This window comes from Streptomyces sp. NBC_00683, assembly GCF_036226745.1.
Taxonomy (GTDB): domain Bacteria; phylum Actinomycetota; class Actinomycetes; order Streptomycetales; family Streptomycetaceae; genus Streptomyces.
In genome coordinates this window covers 662,098-687,229 of record NZ_CP109013.1, presented here as the reverse complement: position 1 = coordinate 687,229, position 25,132 = coordinate 662,098, and the positions used below count along the sequence as shown (strand labels likewise).

At 69.5% G+C, this 25,132-nt stretch carries 16 protein-coding genes and 1 pseudogene; 13 read left to right on the top strand and 4 right to left on the bottom strand.

Annotated features, from left to right (window positions below):
• The first annotated feature begins 147 nt into the window (after positions 1–147).
• The 8 genes from OG257_RS03200 to OG257_RS03165 all read left to right on the top strand — a co-directional run bounded on the left by OG257_RS03200 (position 148) and on the right by OG257_RS03165 (position 14,766).
• Complete coding sequence (locus tag OG257_RS03200) at positions 148–1,224, top strand: protein kinase family protein (RefSeq protein WP_329204521.1); 1,077 nt, start codon at positions 148–150, stop codon at positions 1,222–1,224.
• 169 nt (positions 1,225–1,393) lie between these two features.
• Positions 1,394–2,380 (top strand): helix-turn-helix domain-containing protein, encoded by a 987-nt coding sequence (locus OG257_RS03195; protein WP_329204519.1) that lies wholly within the window; start codon positions 1,394–1,396, stop codon positions 2,378–2,380.
• Between the two features lie 424 nt (positions 2,381–2,804).
• Positions 2,805–4,232, top strand: a complete 1,428-nt coding sequence (locus tag OG257_RS03190; protein WP_329204517.1) for an arylsulfatase — start codon at positions 2,805–2,807, stop codon at positions 4,230–4,232.
• Positions 4,233–4,322: 90 nt separating this feature from the next.
• Positions 4,323–5,246, top strand: coding sequence for a formylglycine-generating enzyme family protein (locus OG257_RS03185; protein WP_329214876.1), 924 nt, complete (start codon positions 4,323–4,325; stop codon positions 5,244–5,246).
• 47 nt (positions 5,247–5,293) lie between these two features.
• The gene (locus OG257_RS03180; protein WP_329204515.1) at positions 5,294–7,024 is read left to right on the top strand and encodes a sulfatase; all 1,731 of its coding nucleotides are present in this window, start codon (positions 5,294–5,296) and stop codon (positions 7,022–7,024) included.
• A gap of 58 nt (positions 7,025–7,082) precedes the next feature.
• Positions 7,083–9,290, top strand: coding sequence for a sulfatase-like hydrolase/transferase (locus OG257_RS03175; protein WP_329204513.1), 2,208 nt, complete (start codon positions 7,083–7,085; stop codon positions 9,288–9,290).
• Between the two features lie 231 nt (positions 9,291–9,521).
• Positions 9,522–13,382 (top strand): S8 family peptidase, encoded by a 3,861-nt coding sequence (locus OG257_RS03170; RefSeq protein ID WP_329204512.1) that lies wholly within the window; start codon positions 9,522–9,524, stop codon positions 13,380–13,382.
• Positions 13,383–13,617: 235 nt separating this feature from the next.
• The gene (locus OG257_RS03165; RefSeq protein WP_329204510.1) at positions 13,618–14,766 is read left to right on the top strand and encodes a serine hydrolase domain-containing protein; all 1,149 of its coding nucleotides are present in this window, start codon (positions 13,618–13,620) and stop codon (positions 14,764–14,766) included.
• A gap of 150 nt (positions 14,767–14,916) precedes the next feature.
• Here the strand turns inward: OG257_RS03165 and OG257_RS03160 are convergent.
• Positions 14,917–15,116, bottom strand: a pseudogene (locus OG257_RS03160) (transposase); the annotation flags it as partial.
• A 118-nt stretch (positions 15,117–15,234) separates the two neighbouring features.
• Positions 15,235–15,549, bottom strand: coding sequence for a hypothetical protein (locus OG257_RS03155; protein WP_329204508.1), 315 nt, complete (start codon positions 15,547–15,549; stop codon positions 15,235–15,237).
• 627 nt (positions 15,550–16,176) lie between these two features.
• Here OG257_RS03155 and OG257_RS03150 point away from each other — a divergent pair.
• The 4 genes from OG257_RS03150 to OG257_RS03135 all read left to right on the top strand — a co-directional run bounded on the left by OG257_RS03150 (position 16,177) and on the right by OG257_RS03135 (position 20,501).
• On the top strand, positions 16,177–16,992 hold the full coding sequence (locus tag OG257_RS03150) for a TauD/TfdA dioxygenase family protein (protein WP_329204506.1): 816 nt from the start codon (positions 16,177–16,179) through the stop codon (positions 16,990–16,992).
• Between the two features lie 262 nt (positions 16,993–17,254).
• A complete protein-coding gene (locus tag OG257_RS03145; RefSeq protein ID WP_329204504.1) occupies positions 17,255–17,887 on the top strand; it encodes a DUF4232 domain-containing protein in 633 nt (210 codons plus the stop codon).
• Positions 17,888–18,140: 253 nt separating this feature from the next.
• The gene (locus tag OG257_RS03140) at positions 18,141–19,010 is read left to right on the top strand and encodes an alpha/beta hydrolase family protein (RefSeq protein WP_329204502.1); all 870 of its coding nucleotides are present in this window, start codon (positions 18,141–18,143) and stop codon (positions 19,008–19,010) included.
• Positions 19,011–19,088: 78 nt separating this feature from the next.
• On the top strand, positions 19,089–20,501 hold the full coding sequence (locus OG257_RS03135; protein ID WP_329204500.1) for a carboxylesterase/lipase family protein: 1,413 nt from the start codon (positions 19,089–19,091) through the stop codon (positions 20,499–20,501).
• Positions 20,502–20,545: 44 nt separating this feature from the next.
• Here the strand turns inward: OG257_RS03135 and OG257_RS03130 are convergent, their stop codons facing one another.
• Both OG257_RS03130 and katG read right to left on the bottom strand, forming a co-directional pair.
• Complete coding sequence (locus OG257_RS03130; RefSeq protein ID WP_329204498.1) at positions 20,546–21,658, bottom strand: PucR family transcriptional regulator; 1,113 nt, start codon at positions 21,656–21,658, stop codon at positions 20,546–20,548.
• A 137-nt stretch (positions 21,659–21,795) separates the two neighbouring features.
• Positions 21,796–24,027 (bottom strand): catalase/peroxidase HPI, encoded by a 2,232-nt coding sequence (gene katG / locus OG257_RS03125; RefSeq protein ID WP_329204496.1) that lies wholly within the window; start codon positions 24,025–24,027, stop codon positions 21,796–21,798.
• Positions 24,028–24,465: 438 nt separating this feature from the next.
• Between katG and OG257_RS03120 the strand changes: the two genes are divergently transcribed.
• Positions 24,466–24,885 carry a Fur family transcriptional regulator gene (locus OG257_RS03120; protein ID WP_329204494.1) on the top strand — a complete coding sequence of 140 codons (420 nt, stop codon included), beginning with the start codon at positions 24,466–24,468 and terminating at the stop codon, positions 24,883–24,885.
• The last annotated feature ends 247 nt before the right edge of the window (positions 24,886–25,132 follow it).

The following is a 25,132-nucleotide window of genomic DNA, read 5'->3' as shown; positions in this document are numbered from 1 at the left end:
GGGTACCGCAGAGGGGTTCCGCGTGTTGAGATCTCCTGGTTGGTCCGGCCGGGACGCCCCGCGCTCAGGGCTCCGACCGGCTGCCACCGTCAGGGTCGGGCACCGGAGATCGCTGCTGGTGACGGCTCGGGCATTGAGGAGACTTCGATGGACCACCCGGATCCGCGCCATGTCGCACGTCTGGCCGCGTACGGGTCCGTTTCCGCGCACTTGTCGCAGCTGAGCGACCGACGTCTCGGCGAAGTCATGGCGGCGGCAACCCCCGTGGGGTCCGGTATCGGAGGCAGGACTGCTGAGCTGGAGGTCGGCGGAACGCCAGTCTTCGTCAAGCGGGTTCCGCTGACGGACATCGAGACGAGGCCGGAGAACCTGCGGTCGACCGCGAACCTCTTCGGCCTGCCGCTGTTCTACCAGTACGGGCTCGGATCGGCCGGGTTCGGAGCCTGGCGCGAGCTGGCCGTACACGCGATGACCACCGACTGGGTACGTGGGAACGAGTATGAGGGCTTTGCGCTGATGTATCACTGGCGAGTCCTCCCGGACTCCCCTCCCCAGGGCTTCGCCGACGACTTCGGGGGCATCGACGGGGCAGTCGCGCACTGGGAGGGCTCGCCGGCCGTGCGTCAGCGGCTGGAGGCCATCGGCCGGTCCTCCCACAGCCTTGTGATCTTCCTCGAGCACGTGCCGCAGACGCTCGGCGCGTGGCTGGGTGACCGGAGCGAGGGCAGTCCGGAAGGAATGGACGGCTCGAAGCACGCGTGGGCGGAGGAAGCCCTGGTGCGCGGAGCCGCCTTCATGAGCTCCCGCGGGCTCGTCCACTTCGATGCCCATTTCGACAACGTCCTGACCGACGGCCGGTTGATCTACTTTGCGGACTTCGGTCTCGCCCTGAGTTCGGGGTTCGAACTCTCCCGGGAGGAGCGTGAATTCCACTCCGACCACCTCACGTACGACGCCTGCTACGTCGCCGGCCATCTGCTTCGCCACCATTTGCCCGAGGGCGTGCGGGGCACCGTGGAGCATGACGCGTTCCTTCGCAACTGGCTCGCGGGTGACAAGCCTGTGGGTGTCCCACCCGGGATCGCCGCGATCATCGACCGGCACGCCCCCGCTGCCGTCGTGCTGGGCAGGTTCCACCATCGTCTGCTCACCGTGACCAAGCGGACACCGTATCCGGCCGCCGACATCGAGCGTGCCACCGCCCGACCGGCAGGCGAGCGGTGAAGACGCTTGTGGTGCGATTGCCGTGACGGTGCGATCGGAAGCATTCACGGGGGGCAGGGACGCGGGTGGCGACCGGCCGTGATCGCGTACCTTCTCACCTGCTGTCTCCGGCGAACGGCCCGTCCGGCGCCCCGCTATCCTCTGCTGGTCTTCGAGGGGAAGGGCGCACATGCTGGAGACGCTGGGGCTGAGCACGAGCGAGTCGCAGATGTACCAATTTCTCGTCAGGTCGGGTCGCATCCGTACCGATCAGATGCGGCAGCGGCTCAACCTGAGCCATGCACAGACGGTAGAAGCGACACAGGGGCTCGTCGCCAAAGGGCTGGTGACCCTCACCGACGAGAGGCCCGCGCAGGTCATCCCCTCTCCGCCCGACATCGCCGGGGAAGAGCTCCTGCTGCTGCGGATGAACCAGCTACGAACGGCCCGGGGCGTCCTGGACCGGCTCACCAAGGAGTACCGGAAAACCGCCTCGGGCCCGGCTGCCCTGGAAGAGATAGCCGAGATCGTTCCCGAGGAGAGCCTGGCACTCAGGTACGAGCAGATCCAGCGCAATGCCCGTAAGCAGGTGCTGAGGTTCGACGCACCGCCGTACCTCGTGTCCGAGGACCTCAATGCGGCCGAACTCGACCAACTGACGGCCGGGGTCGCGTACCGGACGGTGTACGACCGGCTGGCGGTGGCCGAAAGCGGTGCGCTGCAGGAGATCAAACAGTACGTCGACGCCGGCGAGCGCGCCCGTGTACTCAACCAGGTCCCGCTCAAGCTGGTGATCGTCGACAGATCCGCGGCGCTGGTGTCGCTGCGGGCCGAGGAGGCACAGCTGCCGCACGTGGCCCTGCTGATCCACCCCGGGCCGCTCTTCGAAGCTCTGCTCGCTCTCTTCGAGATGGTGTGGGCGACCGCCCTGCCGCTGGATCCCGTCTCCGATCAGGGGCCCCTCACACAGCCCGACGCCCAGATGCTGACTCTCCTGCTCTCGGGACTCACCGATGACGCGATCGCACGCCAACTCGGCATGGGCAAGCGGACGGTGAACCGGCGGGTGCACAGCCTCATGGACCAGGCGGGCGTCTCCAGCCGGATGCAGCTGGGATGGCAGGCTGCCCGGCTGGGGTGGATCACGGATGTCGACGAACCGGTCACCGCGCGCTGACCGGATTGATCGCGAGACTGCCCAGCGGTCGGCCTGCCGTCGTGGCGCGGTGGCTGCGTGATGCCACGGACGAAGCTGTTGAGGGTGTCCGCCGCATTTGCGTCAGCGGTATGTCATTCACGTTTCACGTACCGCCGTTCCATGGAGACTCTTTCACTCACATGATCGAATGTTGAACATGCTGCTAGCCCGGTCCGGCCGCCTTGCGCCGCGCGACCCCTTCCTGTTCACGCGTCGCGCCGACCAGTTCGACGAGACCTGTCGCTGAGTCGACTTCGGCGCTGACGTGCCTCGGCAGCACCCGCGAACACGTTCCTTCCGGGCTGTCATGAACGCAACAGAGCTGTCCGGACACTCCAATCTCACGTACGTGTCGCGACCGTGACATGCATGCCGTGGCTTGCTGCTGGAAGGCGGAACCCCCATGGGCACAACGAACCGGACCGGTGTCTCCAGACGGTCCCTGCTCGGCGGCATGGCCGCGTCGGTGCTGACCGGGCTGGCCGCGGCATCGTCGCGGCCGAGTGCTGCCGCCGCCGAGGCGCCCGCCGAGACGCCCGCCGAGGCGCTTACCGGGCAGAACCGCAGAGCGCCGAACATCCTGCTGATCCTGCTCGACGACCTCGGACGGGGCGAGCTGGGATCCTACGGTCAGCAGGTGATCCGCACGCCGGTGTTGGACGGCCTCGCCGCAGAGGGGGCGCGCTTCACCCAGGCGTACGCGACACCGTCCTGCGCCCCCACGCGCGCGTCGTTGCTGACGGGTCTGCACACCGGTCACGCGCCGGTCAAGTCCAACGCTGACGCCGGCGAAGGCCTGCGGGCCGAGGACATCACAGTGGGCGAAGTGCTCCGCGACGCCGGCTACACCACGGGGCACATCGGCAAGTGGGGACTGGGACCCGACACCGGCGACAACCCGAGCCACCCCAACCGGCAGGGCTTCGACTACTTCTTCGGCTACATCAACCAGACCCACGCGCACGACTACTGGCCGACGTACCTGTGGCGCGACGGTGAGAAGGTGCGCTACCCGGAGAACAAGACAGCCGACGTCACCTACGCGACCGACCTGTTCACCCAGGAAGCGCTCGACTTCATCGACCGCAGCCGGAACGATCCGTTCTTCCTCTATCTGGGCTACACCACCCCGCACGCCCCGAACGAGATCCCGAGCGACGCGCCGTACAGCGACGAGGACTGGCCCCAGGGCGAGCGCAACCACGCCGCGCAGATCACCCGCGTCGACGCCGAGATCGGCCGTGTCCTGTCCCGGCTCGACGAACTCGGCCTGCGGGACGACACCCTGGTCCTGGTGGCCAGCGACAACGGGCCGCACAAGGCGGGGAAGAACTTCGAGCACGTCGGCAGCACCCTGCCGCACGACCCGGAGTTCTTCGACAGCAACGGTTCCCTGCGGGACATCAAGTTCACCGTGTACGAGGGAGGCATCCGGGTGCCGCTGATCGTCCGGCTGCCGGAGAGCCTGCGGGCCGCCGGCGGGATCGCACCCGGCTCCGAGGTGCACGACCCGGTGGCGGTCTGGGACTTCCTCCCGACGTTCGCCGAGGCCGCCGGCGCGCGTACACCGCCCGGACTCGACGGTGTGTCCTTCGTTCCCGCGCTGACCGGTGGCGAGCAGCCGGAGCACGAGTACCTCTACTGGGAGCAGGAAGGCAAGGACCAGGCGGTGCGTTTCGGCAACTGGAAGGGCGTGCGCCTGGAGAACCGCCCCGTCGAGCTGTACCACCTGAACCAGGACGTCGGCGAGCGCGACGACCTCGCCGCTCGACACCCGGCGCTCGTCCGCAAGGTCGAGCGACTGCTCGCCGGCGCCGTGCGGGAGAGCTGACGCGTGGGCTGCTGCACCCCTTCGGCCGAGAGCCACGAATTCTGCCGCACCTCCCCGGCCGGCGACGGCACGCTGATCGGCGCCATCACGATGGGGCCCCCAGGCCCGTTCCGTCCCGCAGCGGCCGACCGCGGCACCCGCGGGCAGGTGCGTGTTCCCGGGGGGACCTTCGCGATGGGCGACGCCCACGGCGAGGGCTACCCCGCCGACGGGGAAGGGCCGGTCCACGACGTGCGGCTGGACCAGTTCCTGATCGACGCGACCACGGTCACCAACGCAGCGTTCGCCGCCTTCGTCAAGGACACCGCGTACGTCACCGATGCCGAACACCTCGGCGTCTCCGCGGTGTTCCACCTGACGGTGCGAGCCGACAAGGGCGACGTTCTCGGGCGGGCGACGGGCACACCGTGGTGGCTGATCGTGCGGGGGGCCTCCTGGCGCCACCCGCACGGCCCACTGTCGTCCATCGGGGACCGGCCGAACCACCCAGTGGTGCAGGTGAGTTGGAACGACGCACAGGCGTACTGCGGGTGGGCCGGGAAGCGGCTTCCCACGGAGGCCGAGTGGGAGTACGCCGCCCGCGGTGGGCTGGCGGCCGGCCGCTTTCCGTGGGGCGACGAACTCACCCCGCGCGGCCGGTGGATGTGCAACGTCTGGCAAGGCACGTTCCCCACCCACAACACCGCCGAGGACGGCCATGTCGCGACCGCGCCGGTGAAGTCCTTCCGTCCAAACGGCTTCGGTCTGTGGAACATGGTCGGCAACGTCTGGGAGTGGTGCGGCGACACCTTCGCGGCCGACGCCTACGCGGCACGGGCCGGGCAGGCTCCCGTGCACGACCCGCGGGGTCCCTGGCACGACACGAACCGGTCCGCTCCCCGCGTCATGCGGGGCGGCTCCTACCTGTGCCACGACTCGTACTGCTACCGCTACCGGGTCGCGGCACGGTCCGGCAACACCGCCGACTCGGCCGCGGCGAACATCGGTTTCCGCTGCGCCAACGACGCCGGCTGACACCTGCACGTCCCCCCGTCCCACCCGAACCGAGCAGAAGGAACCCCGTGAGAAACAGACAGCTCAGGCGACTGGGCCTGCTCGCGCTCCCGGCGGTACTCGCCCTCACATCCGTCGGCGTTCCGTCCGCCGCCCAGGAGAGGCCGGCCGGACCCGCCCGTTCCGACACCGCGCGTCCGAACATCGTTTTCGTGCTGGGCGACGACTTCGGGTGGACGGACCTCAGCAGTCCGCTGACCAACCAGGGCAACGCGAACGACTTCTACGAGACGCCGACCCTGGAGCGGATCGCCCGGGAGGGGACGGCGTTCGACAACGCGTACGCGTCCCCCAACTGCGCGCCGACGCGGGCCGCCCTGCTCACCGGGCTGTACGCCCCGCGGCCCACCAACAACATCTACCTGGTCGACGACCTCAACCGCGGTGGTGACGACACCCTCCTGGTCGGGCCCCCACAGGGACTGCCCGACCAAGACGTCGCGCTGCCCGCGGAGGCGGTCACGGTCGGCGAGCGGCTGCAGGGCGCCGGCTACACCACGGGATACCTCGGCAAGTTCCACGTGGCGGCGACGCCGACCGACATCACCACGGTGCACGGCTTCGACGAGAACATCGGCGGTACGCACGCCGGCGCTCCCGGCGCATACCACGCGCAGAACGGCACCTTCGTGTCGCAGATCGGCCCGGAGCTGGACGCCTTCGCCGCCGACTACACCCAGCAGTACGTCGACGACAACATCAAGCCCTACGCCCACACCACCGACCCTGCCGCACTCGATGCCCTCGTCGGCACCGACAAGCATGTATCGGACGCGCTGGCGGACGCCACGATCGACTTCGTGGACCGCAACAAGGACGATCCGTTCTTCGCGTTCCTGAGCACCTATGCCGTCCACACACCGGTCGGAGCCAAACAGGCACGCGCGGACCTCCTCGCCAAGTACCGGGCGAAGACGCCGGGAACGGGTCCCTCCAACCCCGCCTACGGCGCTCTGGTCGAGGGACTCGACCAGAGCGTGGCCCGCGTGATCGAGCACCTGGAGACCACCGCCGACCCACGTCGCCCGGGCCGCAAACTGGCCGACAACACCATTGTCGTCTTCACCGGGGACAACGGCGGGGTCGGCCAGTTCACCGACAACGGGCCGCTTCGCGGGGAAAAGGGCGAGCTGCGCGAAGGCGGGTTGCGCGTGCCGCTCATCGCCTGGAGTGCCAACCCCGCACTGGTGGACGGCAACACCGTCAACCACACCCCCGTGTACAGCGCGGACCTCCACACCACCTTCGCCTCCCTCGCGGGCGCCAGGACACCGGCCGGCCAGCCTCTCGACGGCGTCGACCTGAGCGGCCTGTTCGCCGACGCCTCGAAGCAGCTCGACCGGGACGCTCTCTACTGGCACCTCCCCGGCTACCTCATCGACGCCTCCCGCGACCAGCACCCGCAGTCGGTGATCCGGTCCGGCCGCTGGAAGCTGCTGTACAACTACGAGGACCGCACCTGGGAGCTGTACGACCTGGTCGCCGACATCGGCGAGAGCGACAACCGGGCCGCGCGGGAACCTCAGGTCGTTCACCGTCTGGGACACAAGCTGATCCGCTGGCTCGACAAGCTCGACGCCCCCCTGGCAACCCTCCGCGACGGCCACGCCCCGCTGTCCTTCACTGTCTCCGGCGACGTCTACGCCGACGGCCACACCTCCCACCACCGGAACGAAACCCTGGTCGTCGAACCCGGCGAGGAGGTGCCGGTGGTGCTCACCGGTCCCGCGGCCCGGTAGAGACACCCGCGCCGACCGCCGACGCCCCCCGCCCCACCCCACGCAGAAGGAGTCCTACGTGCCCAGCCGCCGACAGTTCCTCGCCGGATCGGCAGCCGCCCTCGGTATGGCCGCTCTGTCCGCCACCCCGGCAGCAGCCGCCGGCCACACGGGCGGCAGACGCCCGAACATAGTGGTGCTTCTGGCCGACGACCTCGGCTACGGCGACCTCGGAGCGTACGGCCAGCAACTGATCCACACCCCGCGTCTGGACCAACTGGCCGTGGAGGGGACCCGGTTCACCCAGGCGTACTCAGCGGCCGCTGTCTGCGCGCCGTCGCGGGCCTCGCTGCTGACCGGACTGCACGGTGGCCACGCACCGGTACGGGAGAACCCCTTCGGTGGTCCGCAGGGCTCGCTCGGGGACGACGACACGACCTTCGCCGAGGTGTTGCGGGCGCGCGGTTACCGTACGGCCTGCATCGGCAAGTGGGGCTTCGGGCCGGAGGAGGCCGATCAGCCCAGCCACCCCAACCGGCGCGGCTTCGAGGAGTTCTACGGATACATCACCCACGGGCACGCCCACGAGTACTTTCCCGACTACCTCTGGCACAACGGCGAGCGGGTCGAGCTGCCGGAGAACGCGGGCGACAACAAGGGCACGTACGTCACCGACCTGATCGAGCGGCACGCCGACGCGTTCATCACCGAGCACGCGGACGAACCGTTCCTGCTGTACCTGACCCCGAACCTTCCGCACGCGCCGAGCGACATCCCGGACACCGGAGAGTACGCCGACCGGCCGTGGGGCGCGTCCGACAAGGGCCACGCGACGCAGGTGACCCGGCTGGACTCACTCGCGGGCTCGGTCGTGGACACGTTGCGGCGCCTCGGAATCGACCGGCACACCCTGGTGCTCGTGACCAGCGACAACGGCCCCCACGAGGAAGGCGGTGTCAACCCGGACCTCTTCGACGCCAACGGGCCGCTCAAGGGCTACAAGCGCAACCTCTACGAGGGAGGCATACGGGTCCCGCTCATCGCGTGGTGGCCCGGCACCGTCGGTCCGGCCGTCACGGACCGCGTCACCCCGCTGATCGACGTGCTCCCGACCCTTGCCGAACTCGCCGACGCCCCGGCGCCGCGCGACGTGGACGGCCTCTCGGCAGCCGCCCTGCTCACCCCCGGGCCCGGCGCCGCGCCGCTGCACGACCACCTCTACTGGTACCGCAACGACCCCGGCTCGACCTCGCGGGCCAAGGCGGTCGACAAGGGCCGCATCAACGTCCTCGCCGAAGCGGTGCGCCGCGACCGGTGGAAGGCCGTCCGATTCGCGCCCGCCCGGGATCGGGGCGTCCCCGACGAGCTGTGGCAGTTCGAGCTCTACGACCTGGAAGCCGACCCGGGCGAGACCACGGACGTGCACGCCGGCAACCCCGAGGTCTCGGCGGAACTCACCGCACTGCTCCGGGCGTCCTGGGCGGACGCCTACCACCGCGAAGGGTTCGGCGTGCGGCTCACCGCTCCCGAACTCGTCCTCCCCGGTGAGGCGTTCACGGCGACCGCGGTGTTCACCAACGCCTCGGCCCGCGCCTGGACGCGCCCCCGGCTCAGGCTCACGGTCCCCGACGGCTGGCGGGTCGAGCCCGTCTCCGGCCGGCCTGCGGACGGCCTCGCCCCGGGCTCGGCCCTGGAGACCACCTGGGCGATCACCCCGCCGGTCGAGGGGATCCCGGCCGGAACCTGGTCACTGCGGGCCGAGGCCACCGCCCGTCACGGGCGGCACCAAGTCCGCTACGAATCCCGGCGCGCCATCGCCACACCGCCACCGGCACCCACCACCGACACCTACCTCAGTGACATCCCCTGGGTCGCGGCGACCAACGGCTGGGGACCGGTCGAGCGCGACACCAGCAACGGCAAGAAGCCGGCAGGCGACGGAACTCCGATCAGTTTCGGCGGAGTCACCTACACCAAGGGCCTCGGCGTCCACGCCCACTCGGAGATCGTCTACCACCTCGGCGGGAACGCCTCCCGGCTCACCTCGGTCGTGGGAATCGACGACTTCTCCGCCCGGCAGAGCGCAGCCGGCGGGACCAGTGCCGAAGTCTGGGGCGACGGCGTGCGGCTCTACGAAAGCGGCCTGCTCACAGCCGCAGGCGGTCCACGCCCCGTCGACGTGGACGTCACCGGCGTGAGGCTGCTCCGCCTGGTGGTGCGGAACGCCAACGACAGCACGTCCTTCGACCACACGTCGTGGGCCGTGGCCCACGTCCGCGTCGACTGACGTACGAAAGCAACGGACGGTTCCAGGGGTCCGGCCCTCCGCGCGACACCCGTGGCAACAAAGCGCCATGTGGCGCAGATGCGCCACGGCGCCCCTGGATCCGCCCGTGACCTGCCGGTTAGGTTCCGGGCGGCGCGGCATCGTACGGACGCTTCGGCTGGTCATCTCCATGCCGGTCCACGGATCGCTTTCTTTGGCGCGCCTGCCTGTTGTGCGTGCGAAAGGAACCCGATGTACATATTCCGCGAAAGACGGCTGCGAACCGCTGCCGTCGGCGGAGTGGCAGTGGCGGTCGCCCTGTCACTCACGAGTCAGCTACCGGTAGCAGCTGCTGCGGCGACCCCGCAGAGCGGCTCGCTCGTGCAGCCCACGACCGAGAAGAAGACAGCGACCACGTCGACGCTGACCCTGATCACCGGGGACACGGTGGCGCTGACCACCGAGGCGGACGGCCGGCAGGCGGTCAACATCCTGTCGGCGGCCGGGACGTCCAAGACGTTCGAGACCGTCAGTGGGCAGAACGGTGACCTGTACGTCTACCCGGACGACACGACGGCCGCGATCGCCTCGGACACGGTGGACCGCGAACTGTTCAACGTCAGCCGGATGATCCGGGACGGCTACGGCGACGCGAAGACCGACGAGGTCCCGGCCATCGTCGACTTCAAGGGCACGCCTGCCGCCGCCGCCCTGAAGCAGAAGGCCGAAGATCTGCCGAGCAGTGACACCCAGCGCGTTCTGCCGAAGCTGGGCCTGTCCGCCGTCCAGGTCGACAAGGGCGGCGCGAAGGGATTCTGGCGGGCGGTCAGGCCCACCACCTCGCTCACCCGTAGTGGCGACAGCAGCGTCGTTCCCGGCACCGCCGGAGTGGCCAAGGTCTGGTACGACGGCCGGGCGAAGGTCCTGCTGGACAAGAGCGTGCCGCAGATCGGTGCCCCGGAGGCATGGGCCAAGGGGTACGACGGCAAGGGCGTGAAGGTCGCCGTCCTGGACACCGGCGCCGACCTGAACAACGCCGACATCAAGTCGGACATCGTTGCCGGCCAGAGCTTCATCGACGGTCAGACGGTCCAGGACGGCCACGGCCACGGCACCCACGTCGCAGCCACCGTCGCGGGCAGCGGCGCCAACTCCGGCGGCGCGAACAAGGGCGTGGCCCCCGGCGCCGACCTGCTGATCGGCAAGGTGCTCAGCAACAGCGGGCAGGGCCCGGACTCCAGCATCCTGGCCGGCATGGAGTGGGCGGTCGCGCAGGGCGCCGACGTCATCAGCATGAGCCTCGGCGGCGCCGACGCCCCAGGCGAGGACGTCATGACGAGGGCGGTCAACTCGCTCAGCGCCTCCTCGAACGCCCTGTTCGTCATCGCTGCGGGCAACGACGGCAGGAAGGGCGAGTCGACGCTCGGCACCCCCGGTGCCGCCGACGCGGCCCTCACCGTCGGCGCCGTCGACAAGTCCGACGCGCTCGCCGACTTCTCCAGCCGCGGCCCGCGGCTCGGCGACATGGCGATGAAGCCCGAGATCACCGCCCCGGGTGTAAACATCGTCGCCGCCCGCGCGGCCGGTACCACCATGGGCACCCCCGTGGACGCCGACTACACCTCGGCCAACGGCACCTCGATGGCCACCCCGCACGTGGCCGGCGCCGCAGCGATCCTCAAGCAGCACCACCCCGACTGGACCGGGCAGCACATCAAGGAGGCCCTGACCACGCACGCCAAGTCGGCCGTCGACCAGACCGTCTACCAGCAGGGCTACGGCCGGGTCGACATCCCCGCCGCGCTCGACCCGTCGCTGGAACTTTCCGGTACGGCCGACTTCCGCGTGATCCCGTGGCAGAAGGGCACGTACGAGAAGCGGACCCGCACCCTCACGCTCCGCAACAACACCACGAGCGACACCGTCGTGACCCTGGCCGCGTCCGTCAAGGACGCGAGCGGCACCGAGGTTCCCGCCGGCACGCTGGCCCTCGCGGGCGCGGGCCTGTCCGACGGCCGGGTCACCGTCCCGGCCGGATCCACCGCAGAGGTCACTGTCACCCTCGACCCGAACGGACTGAAGACCAGCAAGTACAGCGGATCCGTCACCGCCACCGCCGCCGGCGGTGAGTCGGTCCACGCCGCGCTCGGATTCGTCACCTCCGTCGAGCAGCACGAGGTCACGCTGAAGGTCACGGACCGCTTCGGGAAAACCCCCAGTGCGGTCAGGTTCACCCTGCACGGCGTGGACAACACCGTCTGGGAGAGTCAGACCCTGTACGCCAACGGCACCGCCACCTTGTCGGTGCCGCTCGGCAAGTACTCCATCGAGGGCTCGGTCTACTCTGCGGCACCCACCGGCGGCGCGGTCTCCTACGCCGGCGACCTGTTCGCCGTGCCGAACATCGAGGTGAGTGACCGGGACCAGACCCTCACCGTCGACGGCACCACCGCCACCGACCTCAGCGTGAACATCAAGGGCGAGAAGCGGCCGCTGGAGAACGGCCAGGTGAGCACGTTCATCGTCCGTGACCCCGGCACCGCAGGCGGTTACTCGAGCTTCTCCGGCATCGGAAACTTGCTCAACCTTGCCGACCTGAGGCAAGGCGCCATCCCCAGTGACGCCGCCACCACCGGCGCGCTGCGCCTGGAGACCGGTCTGGCCCGGCGTGAACCGCTGGTCCAGCTGGAGGTGACGGCCCCCGGGCACGCGACCATTCCGCTGAAGTCCTCGGTGAACGCGAAGCGCTTCGAGGGCACCAAGCGCACCGAGCTGGTCGACCTGGGTGGAGGCACCGAGCAGGACTTCGCCGGTGCCGACGTCAAGGGCAAGACCGTCCTGGTCTCCGTGGCCGACGTCACCAAGGCCGACGACCAGGCCACCAGGGCCGCGGCTGCCGGAGCCGTCGCGATGATCGTGGCCCCTGCAACCCCCGGGCCGAGCGGAAGCGGCGTCCCTGCCGGACAGACCATCCCGGTCGCCCATGCCACGTACGACAACGCCGCAGCCCTCAAGGCTCTGCTGGCCAAGGACAAGGTCCGGATCGCCCTGAAGGGCGTCTTGGAGTCGGGCTACACGTACAACCCGCACTTCACCGACGACCGGATCCCCGCCGACCTGGCCAAGACCGTCGACGTCAAGGACTTCGCCAAGGTCGCCACTACGTTCCACTCGGACGGAGCCCGGCGCCTGGGTGCCGAGAACATCAACGTCTGGGGTCCCCTGCAAGTGAGCACGGGATCCGTCGGCCAGCCGCTCTACCAGGGCACCACCCGCGACGACTACTTCCTCGCAGGTACCGGGGTGACGTACCAGTCGAGCGTGACGGCCAACTTCAACTCCTCGACCTGGAGGATGAACGACCTCCGCAGCAGCTACCTCACCCCGGGCAAGTCCTACACTCGGAGCTGGTTCGACGCACCGATGCGCGTGTCCCCGTACGAGTTCGGGCCGTGTCTGTTCTGCCGCTCCGACGTCTGGCAGAAACTCCCCGGCTGGAACGGTGCCGACAACGATCCCACCCACACCCTGTCGGGCCTGACCGGCACCTGGAGCTACTACCGCAACGGCGAGCCGATCACCGGTTTCGGCGAGCTGGCGCAGGAGAAGGCGGACTACCGGTACGTCCTCGACCAGAAGCCGGCCACCGACGTCCCGGGCGTCACTCTGGGCCGCCAGGTACGCACCGAGTGGAACTTCAGCCAGGCGGCACCGACCACCATGGCCATCAAGGGCTGCGACACAGATTTCATCCCTGCGCCCAAGCTCTGTGAGTCCATGCCCGTGATCATGCTCGACTACGACCTGCCGCTGAACGTGCTCAACCAGGCACGGGCCGGCCTGCCGTACACCTTCACCGTGGACGGGGGGCGTCCCAAGGGCTGGGCCGGCTCCACCAAGATGGCAGGTGCCAAGGTCTCCGTCTCCTACGACGACGGCGCCACCTGGAAGTCCGCCGCGATGCTGCGCAAGGACGACAACTCCTTCCAGGCACTCCTGTGGCACCCCAAGCTGGCGGACACCAACGGCTTCGTGACGCTCAAGACCGAGGCCTGGGACTCCGCGGGCAGCCGCACCGTCCAGACCATCACCCGGGCCTACGCCCTCAAGTGAGGACCTGAACCACAGGACAGCCACTGACCGGCTGTAGAGAGGTCGGCAGAGGGGCCCGGAGTCCGAGAGGACTCCGGGCCCCTCTGCTTCGGCGGTCCCTACGGGGGGCAACCCCCGGCACCGTCCTGAGGCCAGCGTGTGGGCACGTCAGGGGGAGAGCCGGATGGGACCGACGGCCTTCCGCTGGTGGGATGGACACCGATCACGCAGGCAACCCGAACGGAAGAGGATCATCATGCACGTGTTAGCAAGGCGTCGGCGGGACCTGCTCGCCCTGAGCGGTCTGGCCGCGGTCCTCATCGCCGCATCGACCGGGATGCCGGCGGTCGCGAAACCCCAGCGGACCGATCCGCTCCAACAGCAGGTGGACGCGATCCACGACACCGGGACCGTCGGTGTGTCCGCCGAGGTGACGTCACCGGGCACACATGACACCGCGCGTGCGGGGACGGCCGGGACGGGCACCAGGAGGCCGATGCCACGCAACGGCAGGTTCCGGATCGGCAGCGCCACCAAGACCTTCACCGCCGCAGTCGTGCTGCAACTCGTCGGCGAGGGACGGATGTCCCTGGAGGACACCGTCGAGCAGTGGCTGCCCGGAGTGGTCCGGGGCAACGGCAACGACGGCAGCCGGATCACTGTGCGGCAGCTGCTGCAGCACACCAGCGGCATCCGTGATGTCGGGCCGGAGATAGCCGCGCTGAACAGCGCGGACGGCTACCGGGCCGAGCGGTTCCGCACCTACACCCCCGAGGAGTTGGTGAGGACGGCGATGCGGCACACGCCCAAGTTCTCCCCGGGCAAGGGCTGGTCCTACTCCAACACCAACTACGTTCTCGCCGCGATGATCATTCACAAGGTCAGCGGCCGGAGTTGGGCTCAGGAGGTGAGGGACCGGGTCATCCGACCGCTGGGCTTGAGGGACACGAGTACGCCCGGCACCTTCCCGTTCATCCTGGGCCCGCACGCTCATGCCTACGCCACGTTCGGCACCGACACAGGCACCGACGTCACGGCACTCGATTCGAGTATGGCCGTCGGCGCCGGCTCGATCATCAGCACCACGCACGACCTCAACCGGTTCTACGCCGCGCTGCTCGGCGGCCGGCTGCTGGCTCCGGCGCAACTCGACGAGATGACGGCCACCGAGCCCGCGCCCGAGCTGGGTGTGAACTACGGACTCGGTCTGGCCGAGATCCCGTTGTCCTGTGGCGGCAGCTACTTCGGTCACCGGGGCGAACTGCTCGGCTACGTCACCTGGGCCGGCACCACCCGGCACGGGACCCGGACCGCCGTGGTGTACGGCACCAGCGACGGCAACCGGGACACCCAGCGGGCCATGACCACACTCGTGGACCGGCAACTGTGCCGGACCAGTTCCTAGGGCGGGTTTCGAGTCGGGATCATGAGGTGGTTCGGGTGAGGTCTTTGACCCGGATCATTGAGGCTCGCAGGTCGAGGCCGCCGAGGTAGCTGTCGGGGGTCGTCCTTCGGGAACGCCCCCTTTGACCTGGCCTTCTCCTCCTCGGCGGCGGCTTTCTCCAGGGCGTGACGGTATCGCGATCAGCCCGTCCAGCAACGCCTCGAAGCCCCCGGCGTCACGCCACTGTCAGAAGCGGTTGTGGACGGTCGACCAGGCGCCGAGGTCCGCCGGCATCTCCCGCCACTGCCCACCTGTCCTGAACGGCCGGATCCCCCTTCGAACTGCTGCCGCAGTCGCTCGGGATACGGACCTTACTCACCGACGGCAGCATGGGCCGATGAACTCCGACTCCACATCGGTCAGTTGCACCCACGACGTTGGGTTGGACGGCAGCTCGCGTCCACCCACGCCCCCGGTGTCAGGCAGCCCCTACTCCCTTCGGTTGAGCGCGATCAGGCCGGCCGCGGACAGGACGAACACGGCAGCACCGCCCCCGACGAGCGCCTTGTCGAGAAGAAGAAGGTCCTGCTTGTCCTGGATGGCTTCTTCGTACGTCGCCGAACTCCCGCCATGAGAACTGATGGAGTTGCACACATCGCCAGACCTCATCACGTCATCACCGCATTTCCCGACTTCATCGTGGTTCGTCCACCACGCGGCGCCTCCCCACAGCATGAGTCCAAGGCCGATCCAGATCAGAACCTGGACAATCTTCTTCGTGCGCGCATAGACAGCGGGCGTCATAGGTGTGACTTACGCCTTTCGGTTCGAGGAGTGCGAGAGTCCGCTGAGGGGAACGACTTCGGCCGGGCGGGTCAGGCCGAAGGGCGGCTTGTAAACGTAGTCCAGCTGCCCAAGGCGCACAATCCTCCCGGGTCGGCTGTCGACCGCAGGGGAGCGGCGTCTTCGGCTGGATCCTCGTTGCCATCGGAGGCGCCGTCGTTCTCGTCAGTGGGGCTCACGAGGCCGGCGATCACCGGAGCATCCCGCCCGTCATCACCACGCCGACCAGCAGCGCACGCACGATGAAGGCGGTGGCACTCGACCGTCGATGTTCATAAGAGTGCAACGATGCCGCCCGACCTGCGCCCAAGGGATGTCCGGCCCCCCGAAGCGGGCTGCCAACAGGCCCGGAGCGCCTACGCTCCCTCGCCCGCAGCGAACCGGTCCGACTACCGTGGTCGGGTGACCTCCCCGGCCCTGTACCGCAGATTGCATGTGGATCTGGCGCGTACCGACGCGTCCCTCTGTCGACGAACCCAGGCACCGTTCTGATCCGGTCCAGAGATCGGACAGGGCAGGACCTCACCGTTCGCACGCCCCCGCTGCGGGGGTGTGCGTCGTCCCGCACGACAACGGAGAGAGATGGGCATGACCACTGTCACCAGTCATGAAATACGGCGCGTAGGACCGAGGTTCGGAGCCGAGGTCATCGGGGTCGACCTCACGGACACCGTCGACGCCGAGACCGCGGACCTCCTGCGCCATGCCTTCCGGGAACACAAGGTGCTGGTGTTCCGGAACCAGAACCTGACGCCCGATCAGCACGTCAGGGCCGTGGACATCTTCGCGGAACCGTTCGACCACCCCACCGCCGCGAAGGACGCCGCCAACCCGCTGGTCTACCCCTACAACGTCCGGCAGACGGGCAAGGCGAGCACCTGGCACATCGGCGGGCTGTGGCGGAGCCCCGTGTTCGCCATCGAGTCACTCACCTACGAGGAGGTGCCCGAACTCGGCGGGCACACCCTGTGGGCCGATCTCCAGACGGCGTACGACGACCTGTCGGAGCCGTTCAAGGTGCTGCTCGCATCGGTGAGCGCCGTCTACGACGCCGACCCGCAGAACTATGCACAGGGCAGCACGCGGACCGCCGTCACGGAGACCGTCGAGCATCCCGTCGTCCTCGAACACCCCGACACCGGGCGGAAGGGCCTGTTCATCAGCACCTCGGCACTCGGCCTCACAGGCGTCACGCCCGAGGAGGGCAAGGCGCTGCTCGACCATCTGCTCAGGCACGCCTCCTCGCCGAACTACACCATCCGGCTCGGCTGGAACCCCGGGGACTTCGTGCTGTGGGACAACCAGGCGACCTGGCACTACGCCGTGGACGACTACGGCGACGGCGCCCGCGTGTACCGCAAGGTCATCGGCGTGGAACGTCAGGAGACCGGGACCGCCGTCTGACAGCCTGCCGAAAGACGTGCACTCGCGCCCGGCGTACGGGGCGCGAGTGCACGTGCGGAACGTGAACGACGAGTCCCGCGGGCGCGGCTCGGCCGAGGCGCCGTTCTGCGCGGTACGGGGCTATGCGTCTTTTCGCACGGACAGGTTCGGGCGGCGCGAAACTGAGCAGGCGACAGGTATGGGCTCACACGCGCGCACCACCCCGTCGCAGTCCCAGCGATTGTTCCGGCCGCGGAGCCGGAGGACCGACCGGAGGGCTCGGATGCTCCGTCGGCATGTCCTCGCCCCGATCGCCATCGTTTCGATCACCCTCGTGGCGGCCGGCTGCGCCGGTGCCTCGGGCACGTCCGAACCGATCGGGGCGACGTCTGCCGCGCCCGGCAGTACCGCACCGGGCAAGGAACGCCCCTCCGACGTGTCCTCCTCCCTCCCCGCAGCGGCCGCGGTCGCCCCCGACGACTCAGCCGGTTCGGAGCCTGCGGCGGCCGGGCCGGGTTCCCGGCGCTGCAGGGCCGAAGGTCTGGGCATGAGTCTGGGCCGTGCCGACGCGGGAGCGGGGCAGGTCTACTACCGGCTCACGTTCGAGAACAAGTCCCAGGCCTCATGCACGCTGCGTGGCTTCCCCGGTGTCTCACTGATCAAGCGTGACGGCAGCGTGATCGGGGTTCCGGCCGGGCGCGAGGGCGGAATGCGGGACCAGACCGTGATCGGACCCGGTAGGACCGCGGGCGTCACCCTGCACACACTGAATCAGGGAATCGAGGACTCGGGCTGCTGGGACCGGCCCGACTACCTGAGGGTCTATCCGCCCGGTTCCACGGAGGCACTCACCCTGCGCGCCCCCCAACTCCGTATCTGTGGCGACCGCTTCACCACCACGGCGACAGGCGGCTGACGAGGAGTACTCCGTACGACGGGCCGCCGGCGCGCTCGGGCCTCGCCGGCGGGCCGCGATGTCACGTCCGGGACAGCCCTTAGCATGGCACCACCGCCGGGCCGGCGACTCTCGGCATGTTGCACGAACTCTGACGCCGGTGATTGCCGCGATTGCGCAGAGACGGTGCCCGACGACTCCCACAGGATGTGCGGTCAGACACCGAAGTGATCCGGATGAATCACTCGGTGAACCCCTGACGTCAGGAGTCGCCGTGCTGTGGAGAAGGAATCTGCTCGTCCCGTTGGCCGCACTCACGCTCGTCCTGTCCGCATCGGTCGGCGCGGGCGCAGCGTCGGCATCCACCCCCGTGGGCGCCCCGACGGCCGCGGCCACCGGTGACTTCGGTGCCCCAGGCCCTTACGCCACCACTGTGGAAGTCGGAGCGATCACCACCCTGTACTACCCGCGCGACATCGCGAGCAGCGATCGCCGCCACCCCGTGATCGTGTGGGGCAACGGCACCAACGGCATTCCCCTCGTCTACCGGGACCTGCTGCTCCACTGGGCCAGTCAGGGCTTCATCGTCGCCGCGGCGAACACCCCGCAGTCCAACCTCGGCATCTCCATGCGGGCGGGCATCGACATGCTCACCCGCAGGAATGCCGACCCGGCCAGCATCTTCCTCAACCATGTCGACCTCGAACACATCGGCGCATCGGGTCACTCTCAGGGCGGTGCGGCCGCCATCGTCGTCGGAGCGGACCCCCGCATCGACACCATCCTGCCGATCCAGCCCGGTCCGCTGGCCGACATCGACGCGGTGCACGTACCCGCGCTCCTCCTGGCGGGTGAGAAGGACAGCATCGTCTTCCCCTTCCTCGTCAAGGCCTTCTACGACGCCGCCGACCACATCCCGGCCCTCTACGGCGAGCTGCGCGGGGCCGATCACTTCACGGTCGTCGGCGACCCCGGTCCGTTCGCCGCTCCGACCACCGCGTGGTTCCGTGCCCATCTCATGGGCGACGGGACGGCCCGTGCCCAGTTCTTCGGCCCCGGCTGCGGCATCTGCACCGACACCACCACCTGGTCCGACGTCCGGCGGAACAGCCTGGCCCTGAGCGTCCCGGCCACCGCCCCGTAACCCTCGGATCCACCTCGTCACCGCCTTCCCTGTCGCCCCCCGACAGGGAAGGCGGGCATCGCTCGTGAAAGGACGGACATGGACATCATCGCGACCACCTGCCGAGGGAAGGTCCGAGGCCGCGTCCGCGGAGGAGTCGCCACCTTCCTCGCGATCCCCTACGCCGCCGCGCCCTTCGGCGTCCACCGGTTCCGTGCCCCCGCGCCCGTCGAACCGTGGGAAGGGGTTCGTGACGCGCTGGAGTACGGGCCGATCGCTCCGCAACGCCCCTACCGGCCGCCCCTCGACCAGCTGATCCCCGAGGTGGACATCGCGGGGGAGGACTGTCTCCACCTCAACATCTGGACTCCTGATACCGGTGGCGATGCAGGTGGGGCACCGCTGCCGGTGATCGTGTGGATCCACGGGGGGTCCCTGCGGAACGGTTCGGCCGCCATGCCGCTGTACGACGGCCGCGCCTTCGCACGCGACGGAGTGGTCCTCGTCTCGATCAACTACCGGCTCGGGGTCGAAGGGTTCGGTGTCTTCCCCGACGCGCCCGACAACCGCGGGCTGCTGGACCAGATCGCCGCTCTGACCTGGGTGAAGGAGAACATCGCGGCCTTCGGCGGAGACCCCGCACGCGTCACCGTGTGCGGCGAGTCCGCAGGAGCCGTCAGCATCGCCGCCCTGATGACCAGCCCCCGCGCGGCCGGCCTGTTCCACCGGGCGATCCTGCAGAGCGGCCCCCCGCAGACCGTGACGCGCGGTCAGGGCTCGAAGACCGTGAGGGCGATGGCGAAGGAGCTGCGTGTGCCCGCCACGGCGGAGGAGTTCGCCGCGGTGGACCGCGAGCGGCTGCTCGATGTGCAGGACGCCGTGGTCGGCAGGGCCGATCCGATCAGCGGCGGGCCGGGCTTCCATATCGTGGTCGACGACGACGTGGTGCCGGCCGATCCACCGCTTCCGTCGGTCGACCTGCTGCTGGGCTGCAACCGGGAGGAGTACCGCCTGTGGTTCGTGCCCGGTGGGGCGGTGGACCGCACCAGCCGGCTCACGCTGCGGCTGGCACTGCTGAAGTTCCGGATCCCGGGCCGGGTGGCACGGCTCTACCGGGCTTCCCGTCGGGGCGCGAAGCCGGGGGTGATCCTCGGAGAGATGGCCACGGACCTCCTGCTGCGCGGGCCCCTCAACCGGCTTGCCGACTCCCGGCCGGCCCGCACGTTCCTCTACGAGTTCGCCTGGCGCTCGCCGATTCTGGGACTGGGTGCGTGCCACGCCCTGGAGATCGGCTTCGTCTTCGACAACCTCCGCCACGGCGAGTCACTGACGGGGCCGGACGCCCCTCAGCCGCTGGCCGACGCCATGCACCGGGCGTGGGTCGACTTCGCCACCTCCGGGGACCCCGGCTGGTCCGCGTGGGACGCACGCCGGCCGGTCATGGTCTTCGACCATCCGGGCACGGGTACGGTCCTGGCACCGCGGCAGGAGGAGCTGCGGGCTTGGCTGTAGCGCCGGCCCGGCCGTGCTGTCAGGTCCCGCGGGCCGCCTCCCGGTCAGGTGAGGTCCGCGGCGACGAGTGCCGCCTGGAGCAGCCGCGCCTCGGCCGGGACCGTGAGGTCCAACCCGGTCAGCGTGCTCACCCGGTGCAATCTGTAGTCCAGCGTGTTGCGGTGGATGCAGAGCTCGGACGCGCTCCGGCGGCGGTTGTGCCCGTGGTCGACGAACACACGCAGTGTCTCCAGCAGGTACGGATGGTCCGCCAGCGGGTCGAGCTTGGCCGCCAGCCGCAGCAACGCGTCTCCGGGACGCGCGAGCTGGTACTCCAGCAGCACGTCATCGAGCCGGTACAACCCGGGCGGTCGTCCCAAGCGCTGTACGAGGTCGAGCACGCGCCCCGCCTCCGCCGCCGCGGCAGGAACGGCCGTCGGCTCCACGGCCGGGGCAGCAGCCGCGAACACGGACTGCCCCACGTCCTTCCCGAGGGAATCGGGCAGCCCGGACAGGTCGCAACTGCCGGGCAGCAGCGCGATCCCGGCGACGTGATCCATCAGCACCGGGACGCCCGCGAGGGCCTCGAGCGACGACTGCACCAGCCTGGACGGCGGACTCGACTCGAAGGCCAGGGCGACAACCTCATGCCCGCCGACCACGGTGACCTGTGCCGCCTCCGCCAGGTCTTCGTACGGCCGTCCGGCCAGCAGAGCGGTCAGCAGCGCCCGCCGTACCCGCTTGTCCTCGCTGTGGATGTCCTCCTGGGCATTCCGGTGAGCGAGCACGACAGCAGGCATGGCCGCGTGCAGGCAGGCCAGCAACTTCGCTCCCGCGCCGGTCAGCTCCTCGGGCTCCGCCGTCTCGGCCAGGACCTGCCACCACACCTCGGCACCGATGAGATAGGCGGCGATCACCGCCTCCAGGGGAACGCGTTCCTCGGCCCGGCGCCCCGACCACTCGATGAGGCGGGTCAGGTCACCCGGGCCCATCACGCCGTCCTCACGCAGCGCCCGCAGCAGCAGATCGTGCACCGCGGTGATCGACCGCGTCACTTCACCTTCGAGCGTCCGGCGCGGCAGTTCCCCGTAGAACGGCACCTCCGCCGCACAGCGAGCGACGACGGCGCCGGTGAAGTCACCGCGGCGGACAGCCATCCGTGCGTGCAGAGCAGGCATCGGCGTATCGTCACATCGCCCAAATGCTTCCGTCAATCACTCACTGCCGGCAGGGATCCCCGCCGGACAGCACGTTCGGGCGGGGCCGCGGACGTGCCGTCCGGGCCGGCCGGTGACAGCCGGCCCGGACAGCAGGATCAGACGAGGTCGAACCGGTCGAGGTCCATCACCTTGTTCCACGCCGCGACGAAGTCGTTCACGAACTTCTCCTTCGCGTCGTCGCTCGCGTAGACCTCCGCGACAGCGCGCAGCTCGGAGTTCGACCCGAAGACGAGGTCGGCGCGGGTGCCGGTCCACTTGACCTCACCCGTGGTGGCGTCGCTGCCCTCGAAGGTGTTCGCGTCCTCGGACGTCGCCTTCCACGTCGTGCCCAGGTCGAGCAGGTTGACGAAGAAGTCGTTGGTCAGCGAACCGGGGGTCGCGGTCAGGACACCGAGCGAGGACTGCTGGTGGTTCGCACCCAGGACGCGGAGCCCACCGACGAGGACCGTCAGTTCGGGGGCGCTCAGGGTCAGCAGGTTCGCCCGGTCGAGCAGCAGGTACTCGGCCGGCAGCCGGTTGCCCTTGCCGAGGTAGTTGCGGAACCCGTCGGCGGTCGGCTCCAGCGCGGCGAAGGACTCCACGTCGGTCTGCTCCTGCGACGCGTCCACACGGCCCGGTGTGAACGGGACCTCGACGTCGAAGCCGGCGTCCTTCGCCGCCTTCTCGACGCCTGCGGCGCCGGCGAGCACGATCAGGTCGGCGAGCGAGACCTGCGTGCCGTCGGTCCGGCCGGAGTTGAAGGACTCCTGGATCCCCTGCAGCTTGCGCAGCACCGTGGCCAGCCCGTCGGGCTCGTTGACCGCCCAGCCGTTCTGCGGCTCGAGGCGGATGCGCGCGCCGTTGGCGCCGCCGCGCTTGTCGCTGCCCCGGAAGGACGAGGCCGAAGCCCACGCGGTGGAGACGAGCTCGGACACCGTCAGGTCCGAGGCGAGAACGAGCTCCTTGAGAGAAGCGATGCCCGCGGCGTCGACGGGCTGGTGCGTCGCGGCGGGGAGGGGGTCCTGCCACACCAGCGTCTCCGCCGGAACCTCCGGGCCGAGGTAGCGCACGACGGGGCCCATGTCGCGGTGGGTCAGCTTGAACCAGGCGCGCGCGAAGGCGTCCGCGAACTCGGCGGGGTTCGCCAGGAAGCGCCGCGAGATCACCTCGTAGGCCGGGTCGATGCGGAGCGAGAGGTCCGTCGTCAGCATCGTGGGAGCGTGGCTCTTCGACGGGTCGTGGGCGTCGGGGACCGTACCCGCCCCGGCGCCGTCCTTCGGCCGCCACTGGTGCGCGCCGGCGGGGCTCTTGAACAGCTCCCACTCGTGACCGAACAGGATCTCGAAGAAGCTGTTGTCCCACGTGGTCGGGGTGTTCGTCCAGATGCCCTCGAGGCCGCTGGTGATCGCGTCCCCGCCCTTGCCGGTGCCGAAGGAGTTGCTCCAGCCGAGGCCCTGCGCCTCGATCGGCGCTGCCTCGGGGTCGTCGCCGACGCTCTCCGCCGGGCCCGCGCCATGGGTCTTGCCGAAGGTGTGGCCACCCGCGATCAGGGCGACCGTCTCCTCATCGTTCATCGCCATCCGGCGGAACGTCTCACGGATGTCGCGGGCCGCGGCGAGCGGGTCCGGCGTGCCGTTGGGGCCTTCGGGGTTGACGTAGATGAGGCCCATCTGGACAGCACCGAGAGGGTTCTCCAGCTCCCGGTCGCCGGTGTAGCGCTCGTCGTCGAGCCAGGTGGTCTCGGGACCCCAGTAGACGTCCTCGTCGGGCTCCCAGACGTCCGCGCGGCCGCCGCCGAAGCCGAAGGTCTCGAAGCCCATCTGCTCCAGGGCGACGTTGCCGGTGAGGATCATGAGGTCGGCCCAGGAGAGGCTCTGGCCGTACTTCTTCTTGACCGGCCACAGCAGGCGGCGGGCCTTGTCGAGGTTCCCGTTGTCCGGCCAGCTGTTGAGCGGGGCGAAGCGCTGCTGCCCGGCCCCGGCGCCGCCGCGGCCGTCGCTGATCCGATAGGTGCCCGCGCTGTGCCACGCCATCCGGATCATGAACGGGCCGTAGTTGCCGAAGTCTGCCGGCCACCAGTCCTGCGAGGTCGTCAGCACCTCCGCGATGTCCTGCTTCACGGCCGCGAGGTCGAGGGTCTTGAACGCCTCGGCGTAGTCGAACTCCTCGCCGAGGGGATTGGCCACGGCGGGGTTCTTGGCGAGGATCTTCAGATTGAGCCGCTCCGGCCACCACTGCCGGTTTCCGCCGCCCTGGGTCGGGTGCGGGGCGCGCCCGTGCGCGACGGGGCAGCCACCTCCGCCCTCTGTCTTCGCGTCGGCGACGATTGCGTCATGGTTCTCGGACATGGGAATCCTTCCGGACTGGGCGGATCGCGTTGCTCAGGAACTGCGGGCGGTGGAGCGGTCGGGGCACAGGAATGAGTGACCTCGGTCCTGCCGAGCGAGAAGCCGTGCGGTCGAACGCGGCCGGTCCTGGGGGGCCTCGCCGGCCGCTCGGCCGATGCCGGCGAGCACCAGGCGCGTCCCGCCGCGGTCCATACGTGGGGGACTCGTCCAGGACCTGGTCATCCGCGGGCCGGCACCGCGCAGGTCCTTGGTGATGGTCCCGTCACGTCTCTGTCTCCTGCCGTACTGGAGTCTTCCTGTCCCTTGGCTATCGCCGGAACTGATCCTACGATGGATAGAGTCCAGGTCAACAAGAACACCAGACTCGTACTCAATCGGAGCCCGGACACCCACCGGTGGACGTCGGGTATCCCGCCAAGGCTGAATAGGTGAACCGATATGAGTGACCTGCTGGAGCGACTGCGAGGACGTGGCTGGCGTATGACCTCCCAGCGGCGTGTCGTCGCGGAGGTGCTCGACGGCGACCACGTGCACCTCACCGCCGACGAGGTGCACGCACGTGCGGTACAGCGGCTGCCCGAGATCTCCCGCGCGACCGTGTACAACGCCCTCGGCGAGCTGGTCGCCCTCGGTGAGGTCATCGAGGTCTCCACCGACGGCCGTGCCAAGCGCTTCGACCCCAACGCACACCGCCCGCACCAGCACCTGGTGTGCTCCGAATGCGGCACCGTCCGGGATGTTCACCCGACCGGCGATCCGCTGGCCGACCTCCCGGTCGACGAGCGGTTCGGCTTCACGGTGTCCGAAGCCGCGGTCACCTACCGCGGTCTGTGCCCGTCCTGCGTCCAGGCGTCCTGATCCGCAGGTGACAGGCCCGGCCGTACCTCCTGGGCCCTGGACCGCAGTTCGGCCCTGACGGCGCGTCGGCGTTCGACCGCCCCTCACGGCTCCGGGCCGCCCGTGGGCTCACGTTTTCCGGAACCGTCCGGGAAACTCCCGGCCGGAACGCCGCGTCAACGGTGCCGGCGCCTGATTCCGCCGGCGTGAGGTATCTCCTACCGGCGTGAGCTATCTCCCGCTGGTGGGAGATCGACGCCACCGCTAC

Coding starts and splice junctions, on each gene's coding strand:
- katG (WP_329204496.1), bottom strand. CDS start 24,027: ATGTCCGAGAACCATGACGCAATCGTCGCCGACGCGAAGACAGAGGGC.
- OG257_RS03185 (WP_329214876.1), top strand. CDS start 4,323: ATGGGGCCCCCAGGCCCGTTCCGTCCCGCAGCGGCCGACCGCGGCACC.
- OG257_RS03200 (WP_329204521.1), top strand. CDS start 148: ATGGACCACCCGGATCCGCGCCATGTCGCACGTCTGGCCGCGTACGGG.
- OG257_RS03130 (WP_329204498.1), bottom strand. CDS start 21,658: ATGCCTGCTCTGCACGCACGGATGGCTGTCCGCCGCGGTGACTTCACC.
- OG257_RS03135 (WP_329204500.1), top strand. CDS start 19,089: ATGGACATCATCGCGACCACCTGCCGAGGGAAGGTCCGAGGCCGCGTC.
- OG257_RS03195 (WP_329204519.1), top strand. CDS start 1,394: ATGCTGGAGACGCTGGGGCTGAGCACGAGCGAGTCGCAGATGTACCAA.
- OG257_RS03120 (WP_329204494.1), top strand. CDS start 24,466: ATGAGTGACCTGCTGGAGCGACTGCGAGGACGTGGCTGGCGTATGACC.
- OG257_RS03165 (WP_329204510.1), top strand. CDS start 13,618: ATGCACGTGTTAGCAAGGCGTCGGCGGGACCTGCTCGCCCTGAGCGGT.
- OG257_RS03190 (WP_329204517.1), top strand. CDS start 2,805: ATGGGCACAACGAACCGGACCGGTGTCTCCAGACGGTCCCTGCTCGGC.
- OG257_RS03170 (WP_329204512.1), top strand. CDS start 9,522: ATGTACATATTCCGCGAAAGACGGCTGCGAACCGCTGCCGTCGGCGGA.
- OG257_RS03150 (WP_329204506.1), top strand. CDS start 16,177: ATGACCACTGTCACCAGTCATGAAATACGGCGCGTAGGACCGAGGTTC.
- OG257_RS03155 (WP_329204508.1), bottom strand. CDS start 15,549: ATGACGCCCGCTGTCTATGCGCGCACGAAGAAGATTGTCCAGGTTCTG.
- OG257_RS03145 (WP_329204504.1), top strand. CDS start 17,255: ATGCTCCGTCGGCATGTCCTCGCCCCGATCGCCATCGTTTCGATCACC.